The organism is Streptomyces sp. NPDC060184 (genome assembly GCF_042728795.1).
Taxonomy (GTDB): domain Bacteria; phylum Actinomycetota; class Actinomycetes; order Streptomycetales; family Streptomycetaceae; genus Streptomyces.
Genome location: NZ_JBHWYX010000001.1, coordinates 163,262 through 183,571 on the forward strand (window position 1 = coordinate 163,262; position 20,310 = coordinate 183,571).

Below are 20,310 nucleotides of genomic sequence, written 5' to 3' on the forward strand. Positions count from 1 at the left end.
CCCGACCCCCTCCCGGACCCGTCACAGGGAGTGCACCGGCGCATTCGATGCGTGCGGGCCCGTTACGAGTGCGTCACCAGAGATGCTTTGACCGGTTTCCGGCGCAGCTCAGAGGGGCATCCCCTTCGTGGCGTGGGGCGAAGGAGGTCTCGGGGGTGACGTTGGTGGTGGCACAAGAAGTGCCCACGTCGTCGAGCATGGCCGTTCCTCACGGCCCTGCGGGCGTGAGGCAGGCGCGGCACCGCATGCGCGCGCAACTGCGGGACAACGGGGTCTCGGACACGGTCGTCGACGACGCGGTCCTGATCCTTTCCGAACTCCTCAGCAACGCCTGCCGGCACGGCAGGCCGCTGGGACAGCACGTGGACGTCGGTGACGGCGACGTCCGCGCCGCGTGGCACGTGGACCGCCGGGGCGGCCTGACCGTGGAGGTCACGGACGGAGGCGGGCCGACGCGGCCCATCCCCTCCACCCCCTCGGTGACGGCCCGGGGCGGACGCGGGCTGAACATCATCAGTGCCCTCTCCGAGAAGTGGGGCGTCAGGGACGACGCCCCGGGCGAGGTCACGGTCTGGGCGCTGGTGGCGGCGCAGGAGGAACGGTTCGACGGGCTGGAAGGCCTGGACGGTCTCACCGGGTTCCGCGCGCTGCCGGGGTTCGACGGTTTCGACGGGCTGGACCTCGACGGGCTGACGGCCTAGGAGCCGCACGAAGGGTCCGTACGACAGTTCCGTACGACTCCGTACGACACATCATCCGTACGGCACATCTGTGCGGCGCGAGGCTGCACCCCGGGCACGGCTGGGGCACGGTCGGGTCGCGGTCGGCGGTCGGGTCGGAAGCGGGCGAGGCACTAGGCTCGCGCCTCAGACCGCACCGTCGCAACCGGGAGAATGCCGACCATGGCCAAGAAGCGCCCTCAGACGACCAAGGCCGCGAAGCCGCAGGTGAAGGACGGGGAGATCCCCGTCGTCGGGGCCCGCGAGCCCTGCCCCTGCGGTTCGGGACGCCGGTACAAGGCGTGTCACGGACGCACCGCCGCGCACGCGGTGACCGAGCTCGTCCAGCGTCCGTTCGAGGGACTGCCCGGGGAGTGCGACTGGGTCGCGCTGCGCGAACTCGTGCCCGCCGCGACCGTCCCGCTGACGCTGAAGGACGGACTGCCCGAGGGCGTCCCGTCCGTCACGCTCGCGACGGTGCTGCCGATGGCCTGGCCGGCGCTGCGCCGCGACGACGGTTCCGTCCTGCTCGCCCTGCAGAACGACACCTCCTCCGGCGACCTGAGCCGCGGTCTGGCCGACGCCCTCCAGCAGGCGCTGGAAGCCGCGCCCGGTACGCCGATCGCCGCCCGCCGGGTCGCCGCGGACGGTCCGCGCCTGCAGGACCTGCTCGCCGCCGACGCGCCGTTCGAGCCCGTCGTCCACTCGGGCTTCGAGTTCTGGGTGCCGGACGCGGAGAACGCCACGGCCGAGGTGACCGCTTCCCTGGAGCGCGCCAACGACGCGGCGATCCCGACCTCGCTGCTCTCCTCCGTCGACGCCGCGTACTGGTGCGAGACCCCGGAGAAGAACCACCTGCGCTGGGTCATGCCGCACCCCGAGGAGAAGCTCCTCGACGCGCTCGCCCGGCTGCACGCCGCCGGCACCTCCTCGCTCGGCGAGGGCACACGGCTGGTCGGCTCGTTCCGTGCGCACGGTCTCGTCGTCCCGGTGTGGGACCTGCCGAGCGCCATGACCGCCGAGGAGTGCGAGAAGCCGGCGGCCGAGTTCGCCGAGCGGCTCTCCGGGGCGCTGGCCTCCGACGCCCCGCTGACCGCCGAGGAGCGCCGGGCGCGCGGCGGGCTCACCAACCGCCAAGTGACGCTCAGCTGACAGTGACGGACCGCGGGTCCGATCGGTGACTCGCGTCACAACAGGGCGTGCCGACGAGTAAATCCCCGCCCTCATAGGCGAGATCGAATTTGCGAACGGCAGATCTCTTGTTACGGTTCTGAAAGCCCGGTCGCTGGTGCATCCCCCGTCGCCAGCGATCGGGCGTCTCAATTCCGGGTACGGCCCGGCCCGCGGCGAAGCCGTGAGCGGCCCGCCGCCCCGCGGACGAGGGCCCCGAGCCCCTCGCATCCACCCGCCCGGCCCCCTGCACGGCGACCGACCGGCACCCCGCGCCACCACGCCCGTACGGCGACCGCGCCTCAACCCGCCCCGCCCGACGGACGCTTGCCGGCGTAAGGCGTGGCGCCCGCACCCTGCCCCCGTACTCCCGTCGCGCCCCGCACGCCCGAGGTCGCGCGCGCGAAGACGCCGCCCCGGCAACCCGGCCGCCGGGGCGTCAGGTGCGTACGCCCCAGGAGCACCCCGCGCTCCGGCGCCCGCTCCCGTCCCGCCCGCACCACCCGCCCCCCACGACGAACGGCGCCTCACCCGGCGTACCGCACACGGCAGTTGTGTCCCGGCTGTGCGGCCCCTGTGCGCCCACCGGACGTCCGGGACCCCGAAGGGCGCGCGAAGGACCGGAGATACGGACGGAAGTCCGATGCCGCATTTCTTATTCGACAGATATTCAGGAACGCCGAAGGAAGGTATTACAGAAAGGCGGTCAGGTTCGAAATCCGGTCATCGATTCGCACGCTCCGCCCCTCCCCTTCCCGTTCCGGAATCGCCGTTTCCGAAGGCCCGCCGAATGCACTGCGTGATGCTCTGCGCAGGAGGCGGCCGGAACTCCCCCATCGGGAAAGTCGGGAAATAGCCGGTTCGCCCGGGATTCCCGCGCCGGACGGAACGACACGGCCGCCCGCCCTCAGTAGGCCAGCCTGCTCCCGCCGCCCGGCGCCCCCGTACTGGCCTCCACGAGCGCGTCCAGGACCGTGCCGACGTCCGGCAGCCAGGGCGCGGCGCGCTTCGTCAACGGGGCCCGCTCCCAGCGCACCGGGCCGTCGCCCTTCCCCGCGGGCGGCACCACCAGGTAGCCGCCCTCCCCGTGGAAGCGCAGCGAACTGGGCACCCACTCCTGGGCGTGCAGCAGCTCGCCCAGGCGCTCCAGGGTGTAAGGGCGGACCAGCAGCGCCCACCGGGTCGGCGTCGCGATCACCGGCCCGAGCCGCATGCCCCGCGCGTCCAGCACCGCGAGGGCCTGCGCGCCGCTCTCCGCCGGCAGGCTCACGGCGCACGGCGCACGGCCGCCGGTGGCCAGCAGCACCGGTGCGGCGGGGCGCCCGGTCCACCACCAGCGCACCATCCGGGCGTCCGTGGTGGCCGCGAGCAGTCCGGGATCGAAGGGGTGCGCGCCGGGTACCACGCACTCGGGGTCGGGGCAGGCGCAGCCGCTCCGGGCGACGGACAGCCCCACACCGGGGAGTACCGGCCACTGCCAGCCGGTGGCGCAGGTCAGCGCCGCATCGAGCCGGGCGGTGCCGTCCCCGCGCCGGAACGGGTTCCCGCGTCGCCTTCCGGGGATCTCGCGCATGGGCGCTCGTTCCTTTCCGTTGAACGCCGAGGTCCACGTCACCGCCCGCGCATCGCACTGCTTCGCGTCGGCGACTCTGACTGTGCGTAAAACACTGCGTAGAACACTGCCTGGATCCCTGCATGGATCACTGCATGGATCACTGCGTAGAACAGTGCGTACATCACTGCTGCGTGCATGACTGCCGCGTACATCACGGTGCGGGTTGGCGACCGTGCGTGACTGCGCGTGCTCTTCGGGCCGCTTCACGGGACGCGTGGAGCACCGGACGGAGCCGGGCCGCGCGCGACGGAGCGAAGACGGGTCGAACCGGACCGAGCCTGAGTCGAACGGCCGTGCGGAGTCGAACGGTCGAGAGCCGGGCCGCCCCGTGCGGACCGGCCGCGGCGGAACACGGAACTCATGCCTCGCACGTGCCGCCCCGAGCGAGGTTCCGCTGCTCCTGAGGTCTGTCCCGCGGGCCGGGCGTCACGGACAAGGACGTCCGCTCCCGCCGCCGGGTTCCGGGGCGGCCCCAACTGCCCCGCGCTTCAACGACTACGTACCCCGCACGACCGGAATGACGCTCCACCCCGCACAACACCCCACCGGGCACTGCCCGTCGAGCCCGTCCAGTCGACCGCAAATACCTGTCGCCCGCTCCACTTTTCGGCCAACTTAAGTGTCCGTGGACACCAGGAGTCTCGCAAGGACAATGCTGGACATCGGCTTACTTGTACGTGTACATGTGGATGCCTTGATAGTGGCGCAGAATGACAGGGGGGTTTGCGATGCTATTCGACGGAACTCGCCGGTCGGAAAGCCGGAGGCCATGAGCGCCCGACACCTGCCAAAAGTGGCTGGAATCAATCCAACCGTTCCGGTTTCAACGCACACTCCGGAGCCGCTGACCACCGTGCCGCCCGCACCGGGCGCGTTCCTCCAGGACCGACTGGCCGGATGGGTCTCGGACCTCACCACCCTCCACGAGCTCACCGAACGCCTCGCCGCGACGCACACGCTCGACAGCGCGCTCCCGGAGCTGCTGAGCGCCGGAGCCGCCCTCGTCGGAGCGCGCCGCGGCCTCCTGGCCCTCGAACCCACCGACGGCCGAGGCCCACGCACCACCATCGGCCTGGGCCTCGGCCACGCCGACCTCGGCGCCATCGAGACCGTCCCGCGCGCCGCCACCCCGCACGGCCGGATCCTCGACGGCCCGCCCGCCACCACCGCACCGGTGAGCAACCCGGACCTCCTCGCCGAAGCGGGCCTCGACCCCCGGCACCGCGAGGTCGCCGAACGACTCGGCTACGCCGCCAGCTACGCCCTCCCCCTCGCCACCCGGTCCGGCGCCCTGCTCGGCGCGGCCGTCTGGATCTACGACGAACCGGCCGAACCCCTGGAACGGCAGCGGCACCTGGCCGGGCTGTACGCGCGCTACGCCGCCGAGCACCTGGCCCGTCTCCTCGAACTCGAGCGCGCCCGGTCCGACCTGGCGGTCGTCGCCGAGGAACTCCTGCCGAGCCGGCTCCCGCGCATCCCCGGCGTACGCCTGGCCGCCCGCCACCACCGCGCACCGGACGGTGGCGGCGACTGGTACGACGCCCTGCCGCTCCCGGACGGGGCGCTCGGCCTCTCCGTGGGCTCCGCCGGCGGCTCCGGCCCCGCCGCGACGGCCACGATGGGACGGCTCCGCTCCGGGCTGCGCGCATACGCCGTCATGGAGGGCGAGGACCCCGTCGCCGTCCTCTCCGACCTGGAACTGCTGCTCCGGCTCACCGAGCCCGCCCGCACCGCGACCGCGCTCTTCGCCTACTGCGAACCGGCACTGCGCCGGATCGTGCTGGCCGGGGCCGGACACGCCCCGCCGCTCGTGGTCGGCGACCGGCGCACCGCCTTCGTCGAGACCACCGTCTCCGCCCCGCTCTCCATGCTCGCCTGCTGGGAGGCGCCGAGCGTGGAGTTCACCGCCGAATCGGGCGAAACCGTTCTTCTCTACACCGACGGGCTGCTGCGCCGCACCGGCGACTCGACGGACCGGGCGTTCTCGCGGCTGCACGCCGCCGCCGCCGGGGTGCCCCGGGCCGCCCGCCACGACCCGCAGGCGGTCGCCGACCACGTCCTGCGCACCCTGCTGCCCGGGAACGGAAGCACCCCCGCGGACCGCACGGACGACGTGGTCCTCCTCGCGGTGCGCTTCGACTGACCGCCCGGCGCTCCCACCCACTGGGGCAGCGGGCACTGTGCCCGGAGGCATTTCCTCCGCTTCCGGCATCCGCGCAGATCAGCCGCGTTGTCCCGGCCCGGCCCGCAGCCCTTCGGTAAGAGGCCCTTCGGCCCTGGGCCCCCTTCCGTACGCCCGTACGATGGTGGGGCCCAGTGTCGTAGCAAGGAGAGACGAACCGTGTCCGACGAGCGCACCCCGGAGACCCCGGAAACCGAAGCGACCGAAGCGGCCGAAGAGAACGAGCCGATCAAGACCCGGAAGAACGGCCTGTACCCCGCCGTCTCCGACGAGCTCGCCGACAACATGAAGTCGGGCTGGGCCGACACCGAGCTGCACGGCCTCGCGCCGCTGCCGCAGGCCGCCCACACCGCCGACCGCCGCGCCGCGCTCTCCGCGCGCTTCCCGGGCGAGCGCCTCGTCGTCCCCGCGGGCCACCTGAAGACCCGCGCCAACGACACGGAGTACGCGTTCCGCGCCGCCTCCGAGTACGCCTACCTCACCGGCGACCAGACCCAGGACGGCGTCCTCGTCCTGGAGCCGAAGGCGGACGGGAACGGCCACGACGCGACCGTCTACCTGCTGCCGCGCTCCGACCGCGAGAACGGCGAGTTCTGGCTCGACGGCCAGGGCGAGCTGTGGGTCGGCCGCCGCCACTCCCTCGCCGAGGCCGAGCAGGTCCTGGGCATCCCCGCCCAGGACGTCCGCGGACTCGCCGCCGCGCTGAAGGAGGCCACCGGCCCGGTCCGCGCCGTCCGCGGTTACGACGCCGGCATCGAGGCGGCCCTGACCGACAAGGTCACCGCCGAGCGCGACGAGGAACTGCGGGTGTACCTCTCCGAGGCGCGCCTGGTGAAGGACGCCTTCGAGATCGCCGAACTCCAGAAGGCGTGCGACATCACCGCGCGCGGCTTCGAGGACGTCGTGAAGGTCCTCGACAAGGCCGAGGCGACGAGCGAGCGCTACATCGAGGGCACGTTCTTCCTGCGCGCCCGCGTCGAGGGCAACGACATCGGCTACGGCTCCATCTGCGCCGCCGGCCCGCACGCCACCACGCTGCACTGGGTCCGCAACGACGGCGCCGTCCGCGCCGGCGAACTGCTGCTGCTCGACGCCGGCGTGGAGACCAACGACCTCTACACCGCCGACGTGACGCGGACCCTGCCGATCAACGGCACCTTCTCGCCGCTCCAGCGCAAGATCTACGACGCGGTGTACGCGGCGCAGGAGGCGGGCATCGCCGCCGTGAAGCCCGGCGCCGACTTCCGCGACTTCCACGACGCCGCGCAGCGCGTGCTCGCCGAGCACCTCGTCGCGTGGGGCCTGCTCGGCGACCTCACCGTCGAGAAGGTCCTGGAGCTGGGCCTCCAGCGCCGCTGGACCCTGCACGGCACCGGTCACATGCTCGGCATGGACGTCCACGACTGCGCCGCCGCGCGCACCGAGACGTACGTCAACGGCACGCTGGAGCCGGGCATGTGCCTGACGGTGGAGCCGGGTCTGTACTTCCAGGCCGACGACCTGACCGTGCCGGAGGAGTACCGCGGCATCGGCGTCCGGATCGAGGACGACATCCTCGTCACCGAGGACGGCAACCGGAACCTCTCCGACAAGCTGCCGCGCAGCTCCGGCGAGGTCGAGGCCTGGATCGCCGGTCTCAAGGGCTGACGCCCGCCGCACGGGAACAGCGCCGGGGGCGCGCCGCTCAGGAAACCATGAGCAGCGCGCCCTCGCGCCATTTCAGGGTCTTGTCGAAGCTCACCACGGTGCCGCGTCCCGGCCGGTTGCCGATGTGGACGTGGTCGGCGAGCTGTTCGATGAGTCCGAGGCCACGGCCGCTCTCGGCCATGTCCCACGGGTCGGCGGCGCAGTCCGGCATCGTCGCCGGTGCGCCGCGGGTATCGGAAGGATGTGCTGCGGGGCGAAGGGTCCGCCGGGCGGGAAAGCCCGGTCCGGAGTCCGCGACCTCGATACGGCACGTCTCGCCGTCCAGGTACGCGGTGACCCGGTACTGACCACAGGCGCCCACATGCCGGTCCTGACCGGCACGGCCGGGGGCGGTGCCCCCGTGGTCGCCCTGGTCGGCGGCAGGGCCCCCGCCGTGTTCCACGGCGTTGGCACAGGCCTCGGTGAGCGCCACCGACAGGTCGTAGGAGATGTCCGGATCCACTCCCGCCGTCTCCATGCTGCCGAGGAGAAATCGACGGGCGAGCGGAACGCTCGCGGCTTCGCGCCGCAAATGGAGTGACCACCACATGCTCATGCTCCAGCCTCCTGGCTGCGGCTCGACATACCGATACGTATTGCCGTGGAGGGCACCCCGTAAGCACAGTTCCGCCGTGATGGCCCTCATTCGGCGGACGCGAATATTCCGCTTGCCGGTGTATACCCGGACCCTCGGGCCCGAGTCACCGCTGTCACCAGCTACAACGACCGTCACACCCGTCACGTTCTGCACCCCGCGCAACCGTTCCGCTTCCCGCACAACGCACCCAGAACCGTACGGAAGATGACCTTCCGGACCTGCCGCCCCACGGGCGGGGGCGCAGTGCGATGATGGCCCGGCCATGTCTACGCCTGACGCACGGTCCGTCACACGCGCCGGAGCCGGTCTGCGGCTCCTGAGGGCCTCGGTGTTCGCCGCGGTCTGCGTCGTGCTGTCCGCGGCGGGACACGGCCTCGCCTCGGCCTCGGCCGTGCCCTGGTGGGCGTTGCTCTGCGGGTTCCTCCTCGTGCTGGCGGTGGTGACCCCGCTCGCCGGACGCGAACGCGCCCTGCCGTCGATCGCGGCGGTCCTGGCCGGCGGACAGCTCGCGCTGCACACGCTCTTCGGGCTCGCCCACCCCATGACGGCCGCCGCCATGGGGGCGGCCTCCGCCTCCCCGGCCCCCGCCCCCGGGGACGCGCCGCTCGTCCGGTTCGCCGCCTCTCTGGTCTGCGGGGACACCCCCGGCTCGATCAGCGTCGCCCAGGCCCACCGCATCGTCACCGAGGCGGGTGTCGACCCGGCGACCGTGACCGGCGCCCACGTCCACCTCGCCGCCGCGGCCTCGCCGGGCGGCACGGCGGGTTTGCTGCCCGGGCTGCCCATGCTCCTCGGCCACCTGCTGGCCGCTCTCGTCACGGGATGGCTGCTGCGCAGGGGCGAGATCGCGCTGTTCGCGCTCGCGCGGCTCTCCGCGCACGGCGGCCGGGAACTCGCCGCCGCCGCGCGGCTGCGCTCGCTGCGGGCCGCGCTCGCACTCGTACGGGTACTGAGCGCGGGGCTCCCGGGCGCCCCGACGGCCGGGCCGCGCCCGGCCCGTACCCCCGCCGACGCCCCGCTCCCGGCGACCGGCGATCCGCTCCAGCATCTGGTGATCAGGCGCGGGCCCCCCGCCGCGTACGCCCTCGCAGCCTGACGCGACCTCCTCCCCCGTGCCGTACGCGGCGTGGGAGGGCGGTGTCGCGATGCCGTCGCGCACCCGCGCGCCGGACCACCTTCCTGCGCTCCGTGGAGTGATCACTGCCATGAACGTTTCCCGTATCGCCGTCGCGGGCGGCATCGCCGCGACCACCGTTCTGCTGCTCGCCGGTCCCGCCTCCGCGCACGTCAGCGTGCAGCCCCAGGGCGAGGCGGCCAAGGGCGGTTACGCCACCATCAACTTCAAGGTCCCCAACGAGCGCGACAACGCCTCGACGGTGAAGCTCGAAGTCAGCTTCCCCACGGACCACCCGCTCTCCTCGGTCAGCCCGCAGGCCGTGCCGGGCTGGAAGATCGACGTCACCAAGGCCACGCTCGCCGAACCGCTCGACGTCCACGGCAAGAAGGTCACCGAGGCCGTCTCCAAGGTCACCTGGACCGCCGACGCCTCCGGCGCGATCAAGCCCGGGTACTTCCAGCAGTTCCCGCTCTCGGTGGGCCAGCTCCCCGACGACACCGACCAGCTCGTCTTCAAGGCGCTCCAGACGTACAGCAACAAGGAGATCGTCCGCTGGATCGAGGAGACCCCGGCGAGCGGCGAGGAGCCCGACAACCCGGCGCCGGTCCTGACCCTGACCGACGCGGCGGCGGACACCCACGGCGCCGCCGCTTCCGCCTCCGCCTCCGCCGACGGCAAGAGCACCGGCACCGAAGCGGCCGGCCACACCACCGAGGCGGCCGAGGACTCCGGCTCGTCGAGCGACAGCACCGCGCGGGTCCTCGGCGTGGTCGGCATCGTCATCGGCATCGCGGGCGTCGCGTTCGGCGTCCTCGCCCGCCGTCGTACCGTCTGACCCGACCAGGCCCCACGTCCCGGCCGCGCCGGGCCGGGCCGGGTGCACACGCGCCCGGCCCGGTCCGGAACGCCCCGGGCCACCCACCGCACCACAGACCAGGAACACATCCTCCATGCGCACCAAGAAACTGGCGACGGCCGTCGCGTTCGCCGCAGCCGCGGCTCTGGCCCTGACCGCCTGCGGCTCGTCCGACGACTCCGCGGCCAAGCCGGTGGCCGACGTCTCCACGTCCACCACCACCAAGGCCGCCACCGTCCTCGACCAGCCGTTCACCAAGCCGGACCTCGTCCTGACGGACACCCACGGCAAGACGTACGACCTCCGCGAGGAGACCAAGGGCAAGCCGACGCTCATCTACTACGGCTACACCAACTGCCCCGACGTCTGCCCGCTGACCATGAGCAACATCGCGCTCGCCAAGCGCGCGCTGCCCGCCGCCGAGCAGGCCGAACTCAAGGTCGTCTTCATCACCACCGACCCCGAGCGGGACACCCCGGCCTCACTGGGCGCCTGGCTCAAGGCCCAGGACCCCGACTTCATCGGTCTCACCGGCGACTTCAAGACCATCCAGGCGGGCGCCCGGTCGATGGGCATCGGCATCGACCCGGCGACGACGGAGAAGGACGGCACCGTCGTCTCCATGCACGGCGCCCAGGTCATGGCGTTCTCCCCGAAGACCGACGCCGGATACGTCATCTACAGCGAGGACACCACCGCCGACGACTACACCGCGGACCTTCCCAAGCTCATCGAGGGGGCGAACCCGTGACAGGCCGGGCGGCCCTCGCCGGCGGTCTGGCCCTCGTCACGGGCCTGACCCTCGCCGGGTGCTCCGCCGGCAGCTCCCCCGAGCTGAAGGTCGTCGGGGCCTTCATGCCGCAGCCCGTCAGCGACATCGCGGCGGCGTTCCTCGTCGTGGAGAACAAGGGCGGGGCGACCGACCGGCTGACCTCCGTGACCAGCCCGATCTCCGACCACGTCACGATCCACGAGACCGAGGGGCAGGCCATGCGGATGGTCTCTTCCTTCGAGGTGCCCGCCCGCGGCGAGCTGGACCTCGAACGCGGCGGCAGCCACATCATGTTCAGCGAACTCAAGCGGCAGCCGAAGCGGGGGCAGAAGATCTCCGTGGAACTGCACTTCGAGAAGACCGGCCCCATCACGGTCGAGCTTCCCGTCGAGTCGACGACCTACAACCCGGCGAAGCAGTGAGGGACTGATCCACCATGACAGCCACCGCCCCGCGCGCACGTCGTCTCCGGCCTGTCCCGACCGGCCGGCCGCTCACCGCGTCCGCGCTCCTCGCCACGCTGATCGGCCTGTTCCTCGGCCTGATGCTGGCGGGCGCGTCCCCCGCGTCCGCGCACGCCGCCCTCACGGGAAGCGACCCGCAGGACGGGGCGGTGGTCGACGCCGCACCCCGAGACGTCACCCTCTCCTTCTCCGAGTCCGTCTCGCTGAGCGACGACGCGATCCGGGTGCTCGACCCGTCCGGCGAACGGGCCGACACCGGTGAACCCCGCGCGGTGGGCGAGGGCAAGGCCGCCCGGTACGCCGTCGCCCTCCACTCCGGGCTTCCCGACGGCACCTACACGGTGGCCTGGCAGGCGGTCTCCGCCGACAGCCACCCGGTCTCGGGCGCCTTCACCTTCTCCATCGGCGCACCGTCCACCACCACCGTCGCACTGCCCGCCCAAGCGGCGGGCGGCGGTGTGGTGGGCACGCTCTACGGCATCGCGCGCTACGCCGCGTACGCCGGGTTCATCCTGCTCGCGGGCGGCTCCGCGTTCGTCCTCGGGTGCTGGCGGGGCGGCGCGTCGGCCCGCCCGCTGCAACGGCTCGTGCTCGCCGGCTGGCTCACCCTCACCGCTTCCACCCTGGTGATGCTGGTGCTGCGGTACCCGTACACCGGCAGCGGGAAGCTCGCCGACGCCTTCGACCTCTCCGGCCTCCAGGCGTCGCTGGACACCAAGCCGGGCGCCGCGCTGGTCTCCCGGCTGCTCCTGCTGGGCGCCTCCGCGCTCTTCGTCGCCGTGCTGTTCGGTACGTACCCCCGGCGCGAGGACGAGAAGGAGCACAAGGACCTCACCTTCGGCCTCGCGCTCGGCGGTGCGGTCGTCGCCACCGGTATCGCGGGAACCTGGTCGCTCGCCGAACACGCCTCCGTCGGTCTCCAGCCGGGCATCGCCATGCCGGTCGACATGGCGCACCTGCTGGCGGTCGCGGCCTGGCTGGGCGGTCTGGCGGCCCTGTTGACCGCCCTGTACCGCGTTCCGGAGCTGCCCGCCGCCGCCGTACGCCGGTTCTCCCGCACGGCGTTCGCCAGCGTGGTGGTGCTCGCCGCGACGGGGCTCTACCAGTCCTGGCGCCAGATCGGCTCCTGGTCGGCCCTGACCGGGACCGCGTACGGCCGGCTGCTGCTGGTCAAGGTCGGGCTGGTCGCGGTCCTCGTGGGCGTCGCCTGGATCTCCCGGCGCTGGACCGGCCGGCTCCCGGGCGGGGAGCCGGTGGCGGTGCCCGGTCAGGCGGCGCCCGTGGAGGCGGCGGCCGGCCCGGTGGCGGTGCCCGGACAGGCAGCCTCCGTGGAGGCGGCGGCCGGCCCGGTGCCGGTGGCGGTCGCCGAATCGGCCGCCGGGGCGGACCCCGTCGCGGACCCTGTCACGGCTTCTGCCGAGGAGCCCGTCACTGACCCCGGGCGGGCCGCTCAACTCGCGCGCCAGCGGGCCGCGCTGACGGCGACGCAGGAGCGGAAGGCGCGCGACGCCGACCCCACCCGCTCGGGGCTGCGCCGCTCGGTCCTGGTGGAGACCGGCATCGCCGTGATCCTGCTGGCCGTGACCACCATCCTCTCCTCGACCGAGCCGGGCCGTACGGAGGAGGAGGCGGCGCGCACCAACACCGTCGCCGCTCCGGCCGTCGCCCAGCCGGTCACCGTGAGCCTGCCCTTCGACACCGGCGGCCTCAACGGCAAGGGAGAGGTCCAGCTGGACCTCTCTCCCGGCCGTACCGGCTCCAACGACCTGCACCTGTGGGTGGAGGACGGCAAGGGCACGGCGCTGGACGTACCCGAGGTGCGGATCGCGCTGACGCTGGAGGCGAAGGACATCGGCCCCCTGCCGGTCGTCCCGGACCGGCTCGCCGAGGGCCACTGGGCCGCGAGCGGCGTACAGATCCCGATGGCGGGCGAGTGGAAGCTCGCGGTCACCGTCCGCACCTCGGACATCGACGAGACCACCGTCACCAAGAACGTGAAGATCGGCTGACCCGCGTGAGCAAGCGCAACACGAACGTGCAGAGCCCCCGGGAGCCTGCCGGGGCCGCCGCCGAGGGAGCCGGCCCGAGCGCCGCCCCGGGCGGGGTGTCCCGGCGGAAGCTGCTCGGGGGCGCCGGGGCGGCCGGTGCCGCCGGTCTGGTGCTGGGCGCGGCGGGCGGTGCCACCGGGTACGCCGCGACGCGGCCCGAGGCCCCCGCGGAACTCGCCTCGATCGGCTCGACCGAGGCGATGTTTCACGGGAAACATCAACCGGGGATCACCACTCCGCTCCAGGCCCGTGGGCATCTCGTCGCCTTCGACCTCGCGGCGGGCGCCGGGCGTACCGAGGCGGTCGCGCTGATGCGGCGCTGGTCGGTACTGGCCGCGGAGCTGATGGCGGGCCGCCCGGCCGGTTCCGGGGGCGACACCGGCATCGCGCTGGACGCCGGGCCGTCCTCGCTGACGCTCACCTTCGGGTTCGGCCGGACCTTCTTCGACCGGACCGGGCTGCGGGACCGGCGGCCGGCCGGACTCGACCCGCTCCCCGCGTTCTCCTCCGACCACCTCGACTCCGGGCGGTCGAACGGCGACCTCTGGGTGCAGATCGGCGCCGACGACGCGCTCGTGGCCTTCCATGCCCTCCGCGCGGTCCAGCGGGCCGCAGGGTCGGCCGCGCGGGTGCGCTGGCAGATGAACGGCTTCAACCGCACGCCGGGGGCGACCGCCCGCCCCATGACGGCCCGCAACCTGATGGGCCAGGTGGACGGGACCAACAACCCCAAGCCCACCGACGGCGACTTCGACACCCGGATCTTCGTGCCCGAGCCCTCGGGCTCCGCCGCCGGGGACCCGACGCAGGACTGGCTCGCGGGCGGCTCCTACGCGGTGGTCCGCCGCATCCGGATGCTGCTGGACGACTGGGAGAAGCTTTCCGTCGCGCGCCAGGAGCGGGTCATCGGCCGGCGCAAGGACACGGGCGCCCCGCTCAGCGGCGGCGACGAGACCACCGCGATGGACCTGGACAAGCTCGGTGCGGACGGCACGCCGGTGATCCCGTCCAACGCCCACGCCCGGATCTCCTCACCGGAGAAGAACGGCGGGGCGGCGATGCTGCGGCGCCCGTTCTCGTACCACGACGGCATCGCCCCGGACGGGACACCGGACGCGGGGCTGCTCTTCGTGTGCTGGCAGGCGGACCCGTTCCGGGGCTTCGTGCCGGTGCAGCGGAAGCTCGACCGGGGGGACGCGCTCTCGCCGTTCATCCGGCACGAGGCGAGCGGGGTCTTCGCGGTGCCGGGGGGCGCCGCGGAGGGGGAGTACGTGGGGCAGCGGCTGCTGGAGTCCTGACCGTCCCGGGCCGGTCCGGCGAGGGTCCGCCGGACACGGCCTAGAGTGACCGTATGTCCGCCACGCGTTACGCCTATCTCGGCCCCGAGGGCACCTTCACCGAGGTGGCACTCCGTACGCTCCCGGAAGCCGCCACCCGCGAACTCGCCCCCATGGTCTCCGTACCCGCGGCGCTGGACGCGGTACGGAACGGGGAGGCCGCCGCCGCCCTCGTACCGATCGAGAACTCGGTCGAGGGCGGGATCACCGCGACCCTCGACGAGCTGGCGGTGGGGGCGCCGCTGATGATCTACCGCGAGGTCCTGCTCTCCATCTCGTTCGCGCTGCTAGTGCGGCCCGGTACCCGGCTGGAGGACATCAAATCCGTCACCGCGCACCCGGCCGCGCAGCCACAGGTGCGCAACTGGCTGGCCGCCCACCTCCCGCAGGCCGTGTGGGAGTCGGCCGCGTCCAACGCGGACGGTGCCCGGCTGGTCCGGGACGGACAGTACGACGCCGCCTTCGCCGGGGAGTTCGCGGCGGCGACCTACGGGCTCGAACCGCTCGCCACCGAGATCCACGACGCGGTGAACGCGCAGACCCGCTTCGTCCTCGTCGGCCGCCCGGCCCGGCCCGCCGCGCCGACCGGTGCCGACAAGACCTCGGTGGTGCTCTGGCTGGGCGAGGACCGTCCGGGCGCCCTGCTCGAACTGCTCCAGGAGTTCGCGGTGCGCGGGGTGAACCTGATGCTGATCCAGTCCCGCCCGACCGGCAAGGGCATCGGCGACTACTGCTTCGCGGTGGACGCGGAGGGACACATCTCGGACCGGCGGGTGGGCGAGGCGCTGATGGGGCTGAAGCGCATCTGCCCGAACCTGCGCTTCCTCGGCTCCTATCCCCGGGCCGGAGTAGGCCCGGAGGACGTGGCCCCGCTGCGCGTGGGCACCTCGGACCCGGACTTCGCCGCCGCCTCGGACTGGCTGGCCCGCAGCCAGGACGGGCGCGTCTGACGCGCGGAGCGACGGGCGGAGCGACGGGCGGAGCGACGGGCGGGACCTGCACATCTGCGCGGGCACGTCGACCGATGGTCGTTTACCCACAGGGTTATCCACAGGGGCCTGTCCCAACCTGGGGACAAGTCGACACCGGCGCTCGACATCATCGACAAATCACCCCAGGTGATCTCATGGGGCCGCGAAGCCTCCCAGGGCTCCCCATGATCCTCATCTAGCCCGTTCAGCCCAATTACCTTGATCAACGACACAGAATGACGAATTACCACTCGAATGAGTGCCCGAAAGGCGGTTTGAACGATGAATCCATGAGCCCAAGGACCACCGGAACCCCTCCTTGATGGTCGACCTCGCGCATCCACAGTTTTTCCACACAGCTTGTGGATAACTAATCGGAACTGACCCATCCTGTGGACAACCCCGGCCGGAGCGCTCCCCCAACTCCCCGACAAGACAGGGCGGTACGTCAAGGGCAGAGCGGCTTTCTGCCCGGTTCAGGGCAATGAGCCCACCTCGATTGACGCGACTGACGGCACTCCGCCCCCTCATCCCCCTTCAGTTGCGCACGCCCCGGAATCCCTCCGCGGAATCCCGCCGCACCCGCGTTCGCCCCCCGGGCGCATATCGCCGGACGCCCCTCCCGCCCGGCCCCGCTCGCCCACCGTTCCGGTTCCCACGCGGAATCCAGGATTCCCATCAGAGATACCATTCACGGCAATTCGGGCATAGTGACACGCTTGTCACTATCGATTCGAGTAGCCGAAGTCCCACCGGTAGCCTGGTGGGGTGATTGACCTTCGCCTGCTCCGTGAGGACCCCGACCGTGTTCGCGCCTCCCAGCGCGCCCGTGGAGAGGACGTCGCGCTCGTCGACGCCCTGCTCTCCGCCGACGAGCTGCGCAGGTCGTCCGGCGTCCGCTTCGACGAACTCCGCTCCGAGCAGAAGTCGCTCGGCAAGCTGATCCCCAAGGCCTCCCCCGAGGAGCGGACGGAGCTGCTCAAGCGCGCCGACCAGCTCAAGGCCGACGTCCGTGCCGCCGACGCCGCACAGAACGAGGCGGACGCGGAGGCCAAGCGCCTGCTGCTGCAGCTCGGCAACATCGTCCAGGAGGACGTGCCGGTCGGCGGCGAGGAGGACTTCGTCGTCCTGGAGACGCACGGCACCATCCGCGACTTCGGCGCCGAGGGCTTCGAGCCCAAGGACCACCTGGAGCTCGGCGAGGCGCTCGGCGCCATCGACATGGAGCGCGGGGCCAAGGTCTCCGGTTCGCGCTTCTACTACCTGACGGGCATCGGCGCCCTGCTGGAGCTCGCCCTCGTCAACGCGGCCATCGCGCAGGCGACCGAGGCCGGTTTCATCCCCATGCTCACCCCCGCGCTGGTCCGCCCCCGCGCCATGGAGGGCACCGGCTTCCTCGGCCAGGCCGCCGAGAACGTCTACCACCTGGAGAAGGACGACTTCTACCTGGTCGGCACCTCCGAGGTCCCCCTCGCCGCGTATCACATGGACGAGATCATCGAGGCCGACAAGCTGCCCCTGCGGTACGCCGGCTTCTCCCCCTGCTTCCGCCGCGAGGCCGGTACGTACGGCAAGGACACCCGGGGCATCTTCCGCGTCCACCAGTTCGACAAGGTCGAGATGTTCTCGTACGTCGACCCCGCCGACGCCGAGGCCGAGCACCGCCGGCTGCTGGAGTGGGAGAAGCAGTGGCTGACCGGCCTGGAGCTGCCCTTCCAGGTGATCGACGTGGCCACCGGTGACCTCGGGGCCTCGGCCTCGCGGAAGTTCGACTGCGAGGCGTGGATCCCCACCCAGGGCAAGTACCGCGAGCTGACCTCCGCTTCCAACTGCGACAGCTTCCAGGCCCGCCGCCTGTCGGTGCGCATGCGCGACGGCAAGAAGGTCCAGCCGCTGGCCACCCTGAACGGCACGCTCTGCGCCGTACCGCGCACGATCGTGGCGATCCTGGAGAACCACCAGCTCGCGGACGGCTCCGTGCGCGTGCCCGAGATGCTCCGTCCGTACCTCGGCGGGCGCGAGGTCCTGGAGCCGGTCGCCAAGTGACCTTCCCCTTCAAGCTCGTCGCCACCGATCTCGACGGCACGCTGCTCCGCGACGACCACACGGTCTCCGTGCGGACGCGCGAAGCGCTGGCCGCCGCCACCGAGGCGGGTGCCGCGCACATCGTCGTCACCGGCCGGGCGGTTCCGTGGACGCGGCAGATACTGGACGATCTGGGCTACGACGGCCTCGCCGTCTGCGGCCAGGGCGCGCAGGTCTACCACGCGGGCGAGCACAAGCTGCTCACCTCGCTCACGCTGGACCGACAGCTGGCCGGGCTCGCACTGTCCAAGATCGAGGCGGAGGTGGGCCCGCTGCTGCTCGCCGCGAGCCGCGACGGGCTCGACGGCGAGGTGCTGGTGGGCCCCGGTTACCGGGCCCACGAGGGCCCGCTGCCGGTGGTCCACGTCGAGGACGTGAACGAGATGTGGGCCGCTCCGCTGACCAAGGTCTACCTCCAGCATCCCGAGCTCGACGACGACCAGCTCACCGCCGCCGCGCGGGCGGTCGTGGGCAGCCTCGTCAACATCGTGATGGCGGGACCCGGGGTCGTGGAGATCCTTCCCCTCGGCCTGAGCAAGGCGACGGGTCTCTCGCTCGCCGCGCGCCGGCTCGGTGTGAAGGCGGCGGACACCATCGCCTTCGGCGACATGCCCAACGACATCCCGATGTTCGGCTGGGTCCGGCACGGCGTGGCCATGGCCAACGCGCACGACGAGCTCAAGGCCGTGGCGCACGAGATCACCGCCTCCAACGTCGACGACGGCATCGCGGTGGTCCTGGAGGAGCTCCTCGCCGGCGGGACGCGGTAGCCGCCGCGCGCCTCACCTCCGTAACGCCCCCCTCTCCGTAGGGACGCACCACCGCACGACCGACTGCCCGCGGCCCGCGAAGGCCGCGGGCAGTCGTGCGTTCCGCCCCCGTCCAGGAGTCGGCTCGGGTCCTTTACGGCTCGGGCCGCAGCTCCTTGAGCCGGTGCGCCAGGTCGCCCAGCCGCGCGTCGACCCGCCGCACGTCGTGCGCGACGTCGGCCAGCCGGACGCTCATCGCGCCGACGACCTCGTGGGTCGCCCCCAGCTTCCGGTCCAGGCTGTCGAACCGCTCCGACATCCGGCGCAGGACCGGCCCCAGCTCCTGGAGCGCCGACCCGACACCGGCGAGGCAGCTCTCGATGCGGGTGACCCGGAAGTCGAGCGAGTCGTACCGCTCCCGGAGGTCGGTCTCGGCGTCGAGGAGGTACGTACGGACGCAGCGGGCGATGTCGCTTTCGCGAAGAAGCATGGCGACGTTGAGGACCGTTCGGCGGGTGTAGAGGCGCAGCTGGAGGGGAGCCTGTGGATAACTTTCCGCTCCGACCCCCTTCCATAGCGACATCATGTCGCTATGGAAGGACTGCAGCTCAGAGCCTCGCAGTGTGCGCAGGCCATTGTCGGTGAACTCGGCCTGATGGCGATCGGTGAGCCTCCGTACAGAGGCTGTGGATACTTCGAAGTAACGAGCCACGTCCTCTGTGCGAACGTGAATTCCGTCCGGGAGCATGACAAGGCTCTTCACCTTGTCGAGGATGTCGACGCGCACCATCTGCTCGACGCGCAGCGCGCGGGATTCGAGCAGGGCGACTTCCGTGGGCATGGGCATGCCTTTCGTACGCGAGGGAACAGCGAGGGACGGCCCTCTCCCCGGGCGTCAGGGGCGGAGGTCGCTCACGGGTGCCACCTGCTCGATGACCGGCCGCCTGCGGTGCTCACGCACCGGGCCGGTATTCCCTGCTTCACGAACGCTCGTCGTCACGGATTCCAGTTGCCTCCACGCATCCGGCCCAACGAACCGGCGCATCCGCGGTCACGCGGGGTGGTGCCGTTCGCTCACGGGCCGGGCCTCCCGAGCGGTCCCACCGGCCGGAGAGCCGGGCCGGAGAGCCGGGCCCGGGCGCACGACAACCCCCGTCCGGCGGACGAGGGTTGTCGTGCAGGGGGCCGCCTCACCGGCCGGTCCGGCGCCTCACTCCTCGCCGGCCAGCTTGAGCGTCCGCAGCTTCTGGCCCGCGTACCAGGTGGCGCCGACGGTCACCACGACCAGCAGCACGGTGGCGAGCGGGAGTTGGACGTCGGCGGTGATGGCGCCCTCGGCGCCGGTCTTCTCGGCGACGGCGAGCGCCCACTGCTGCACGCTCAGCGTGCGTGCCCCGGGCATCGTGCTGCCGAAGAGCGTCTCCCACACCAGCGCGTAGACCAGGCCGAACACGACCGCGTGCCGGCTGACCGTGCCCAGCAGCAGGAAGAGCGCGCTGTACGCGATCGAGGCGACCAGCGCCCCGACGGTGTACGCCACCGCGATCTGCTGGCCGTTGCCGTTGAGGATGAGCCCCGCGATCAGGGTGGGCAGCGCGGAGAAGACCATCGTGACGGCGATGGCGACGATCAGCTTGGTGAAGATGATCGTGGGGCGCTTCACCGGCTTCGCCAGCAGATAGACGATCGAACCGTCGTCGATCTCGGGGCCGATGGCCCCCGTGCCCGCGATGACACCGATCAGCGGGACCATCGCGGCGAGGGCGAAGCCGCCGAGCACGTCCGAGGTGATCTGGTCGTCGGCTCCCGCCAGGACCCTTACCGCCAGCGCGATCGCGATCAGCAGCGCGGGCAGGACGAACAGGATGGCGGCCCGGCGCCGGCCGAGCAGGGCCCGGTAGGTGAGCCGGGCGACTGTGGGGTCGTACATGACGCTTCACA

General features: G+C 72.2%; 17 protein-coding genes. 13 read left to right on the forward strand and 4 right to left on the reverse strand.

Going from position 1 to position 20,310, the window contains the following annotated elements:
* The first annotated feature begins 47 nt into the window (after positions 1-47).
* Positions 48-701, forward strand: coding sequence for an ATP-binding protein (locus ACFWEE_RS00665; RefSeq protein WP_386885147.1), 654 nt, complete (start codon positions 48-50; stop codon positions 699-701).
* A 201-nt stretch (positions 702-902) separates the two neighbouring features.
* Entirely contained in the window at positions 903-1,871 is a 969-nt protein-coding gene (locus ACFWEE_RS00670) for a DUF5926 family protein (protein ID WP_386885148.1), read from the forward strand.
* 925 nt (positions 1,872-2,796) lie between these two features.
* Here ACFWEE_RS00670 and ACFWEE_RS00675 read toward each other — a convergent pair.
* Positions 2,797-3,462: a bifunctional DNA primase/polymerase gene (locus ACFWEE_RS00675; RefSeq protein ID WP_386885149.1), complete on the reverse strand. Its 666-nt coding sequence runs from the start codon at positions 3,460-3,462 to the stop codon at positions 2,797-2,799.
* Positions 3,463-4,156: 694 nt separating this feature from the next.
* Here ACFWEE_RS00675 and ACFWEE_RS00680 point away from each other — a divergent pair.
* Positions 4,157-5,647, forward strand: coding sequence for a PP2C family protein-serine/threonine phosphatase (locus ACFWEE_RS00680; protein WP_386885151.1), 1,491 nt, complete (start codon positions 4,157-4,159; stop codon positions 5,645-5,647).
* Positions 5,648-5,845: 198 nt separating this feature from the next.
* On the forward strand, positions 5,846-7,333 hold the full coding sequence (locus tag ACFWEE_RS00685) for an aminopeptidase P family protein (protein WP_386885153.1): 1,488 nt from the start codon (positions 5,846-5,848) through the stop codon (positions 7,331-7,333).
* 37 nt (positions 7,334-7,370) lie between these two features.
* Here the strand turns inward: ACFWEE_RS00685 and ACFWEE_RS00690 are convergent, their stop codons facing one another.
* A complete protein-coding gene (locus ACFWEE_RS00690; protein WP_386885155.1) occupies positions 7,371-7,928 on the reverse strand; it encodes an ATP-binding protein in 558 nt (185 codons plus the stop codon).
* 304 nt (positions 7,929-8,232) lie between these two features.
* Between ACFWEE_RS00690 and ACFWEE_RS00695 the strand changes: the two genes are divergently transcribed.
* The 9 genes from ACFWEE_RS00695 to ACFWEE_RS00735 all read left to right on the forward strand — a co-directional run bounded on the left by ACFWEE_RS00695 (position 8,233) and on the right by ACFWEE_RS00735 (position 18,390).
* Positions 8,233-9,066 carry a hypothetical protein gene (locus ACFWEE_RS00695; protein ID WP_386885157.1) on the forward strand — a complete coding sequence of 278 codons (834 nt, stop codon included), beginning with the start codon at positions 8,233-8,235 and terminating at the stop codon, positions 9,064-9,066.
* A 109-nt stretch (positions 9,067-9,175) separates the two neighbouring features.
* Positions 9,176-9,922, forward strand: coding sequence for a YcnI family protein (locus ACFWEE_RS00700; RefSeq protein ID WP_386885159.1), 747 nt, complete (start codon positions 9,176-9,178; stop codon positions 9,920-9,922).
* Between the two features lie 115 nt (positions 9,923-10,037).
* Complete coding sequence (locus ACFWEE_RS00705; protein WP_386885161.1) at positions 10,038-10,694, forward strand: SCO family protein; 657 nt, start codon at positions 10,038-10,040, stop codon at positions 10,692-10,694.
* On the forward strand, positions 10,691-11,137 hold the full coding sequence (locus tag ACFWEE_RS00710) for a copper chaperone PCu(A)C (protein ID WP_386885162.1): 447 nt from the start codon (positions 10,691-10,693) through the stop codon (positions 11,135-11,137). The genes ACFWEE_RS00705 and ACFWEE_RS00710 overlap by 4 nt, the downstream gene beginning before the upstream one ends.
* Positions 11,138-11,151: 14 nt before the next feature.
* On the forward strand, positions 11,152-13,188 hold the full coding sequence (locus tag ACFWEE_RS00715; RefSeq protein ID WP_386885163.1) for a copper resistance CopC/CopD family protein: 2,037 nt from the start codon (positions 11,152-11,154) through the stop codon (positions 13,186-13,188).
* A 95-nt stretch (positions 13,189-13,283) separates the two neighbouring features.
* Positions 13,284-14,525 carry an iron uptake transporter deferrochelatase/peroxidase subunit gene (gene efeB / locus ACFWEE_RS00720; RefSeq protein WP_386885413.1) on the forward strand — a complete coding sequence of 414 codons (1,242 nt, stop codon included), beginning with the start codon at positions 13,284-13,286 and terminating at the stop codon, positions 14,523-14,525.
* Positions 14,526-14,578: 53 nt separating this feature from the next.
* Positions 14,579-15,514, forward strand: coding sequence for a prephenate dehydratase (pheA, locus tag ACFWEE_RS00725; RefSeq protein ID WP_386885164.1), 936 nt, complete (start codon positions 14,579-14,581; stop codon positions 15,512-15,514).
* Between the two features lie 789 nt (positions 15,515-16,303).
* Positions 16,304-17,581, forward strand: coding sequence for a serine--tRNA ligase (gene serS / locus ACFWEE_RS00730; RefSeq protein ID WP_386885165.1), 1,278 nt, complete (start codon positions 16,304-16,306; stop codon positions 17,579-17,581).
* Complete coding sequence (locus ACFWEE_RS00735; RefSeq protein WP_386885166.1) at positions 17,578-18,390, forward strand: HAD family hydrolase; 813 nt, start codon at positions 17,578-17,580, stop codon at positions 18,388-18,390. Before serS ends, ACFWEE_RS00735 begins: the two co-directional genes overlap by 4 nt.
* 133 nt (positions 18,391-18,523) lie before the next feature.
* Here ACFWEE_RS00735 and ACFWEE_RS00740 read toward each other — a convergent pair whose 3' ends face one another.
* Together ACFWEE_RS00740 and ACFWEE_RS00745 are read right to left on the reverse strand one after the other, a co-directional pair.
* A complete protein-coding gene (locus ACFWEE_RS00740; protein WP_386885167.1) occupies positions 18,524-19,210 on the reverse strand; it encodes a hypothetical protein in 687 nt (228 codons plus the stop codon).
* A gap of 369 nt (positions 19,211-19,579) precedes the next feature.
* Positions 19,580-20,299, reverse strand: a complete 720-nt coding sequence (locus tag ACFWEE_RS00745) for an ABC transporter permease (protein WP_386885168.1) — start codon at positions 20,297-20,299, stop codon at positions 19,580-19,582.
* Positions 20,300-20,310: the final 11 nt, after the last annotated feature.

Bases quoted from the DNA above. Each gene is read 5' to 3' on its own strand.
- ACFWEE_RS00680 (WP_386885151.1), top strand. From the start codon at position 4,157: ATGCTGGACATCGGCTTACTTGTACGTGTACATGTGGATGCCTTGATA.
- ACFWEE_RS00715 (WP_386885163.1), top strand. From the start codon at position 11,152: ATGACAGCCACCGCCCCGCGCGCACGTCGTCTCCGGCCTGTCCCGACC.
- ACFWEE_RS00675 (WP_386885149.1), bottom strand. From the start codon at position 3,462: ATGCGCGAGATCCCCGGAAGGCGACGCGGGAACCCGTTCCGGCGCGGG.
- ACFWEE_RS00690 (WP_386885155.1), bottom strand. From the start codon at position 7,928: ATGAGCATGTGGTGGTCACTCCATTTGCGGCGCGAAGCCGCGAGCGTT.
- ACFWEE_RS00700 (WP_386885159.1), top strand. From the start codon at position 9,176: ATGAACGTTTCCCGTATCGCCGTCGCGGGCGGCATCGCCGCGACCACC.
- ACFWEE_RS00665 (WP_386885147.1), top strand. From the start codon at position 48: ATGCGTGCGGGCCCGTTACGAGTGCGTCACCAGAGATGCTTTGACCGG.
- ACFWEE_RS00705 (WP_386885161.1), top strand. From the start codon at position 10,038: ATGCGCACCAAGAAACTGGCGACGGCCGTCGCGTTCGCCGCAGCCGCG.
- ACFWEE_RS00695 (WP_386885157.1), top strand. From the start codon at position 8,233: ATGTCTACGCCTGACGCACGGTCCGTCACACGCGCCGGAGCCGGTCTG.
- ACFWEE_RS00740 (WP_386885167.1), bottom strand. From the start codon at position 19,210: ATGCCCACGGAAGTCGCCCTGCTCGAATCCCGCGCGCTGCGCGTCGAG.
- ACFWEE_RS00745 (WP_386885168.1), bottom strand. From the start codon at position 20,299: ATGTACGACCCCACAGTCGCCCGGCTCACCTACCGGGCCCTGCTCGGC.
- pheA (WP_386885164.1), top strand. From the start codon at position 14,579: ATGTCCGCCACGCGTTACGCCTATCTCGGCCCCGAGGGCACCTTCACC.
- ACFWEE_RS00670 (WP_386885148.1), top strand. From the start codon at position 903: ATGGCCAAGAAGCGCCCTCAGACGACCAAGGCCGCGAAGCCGCAGGTG.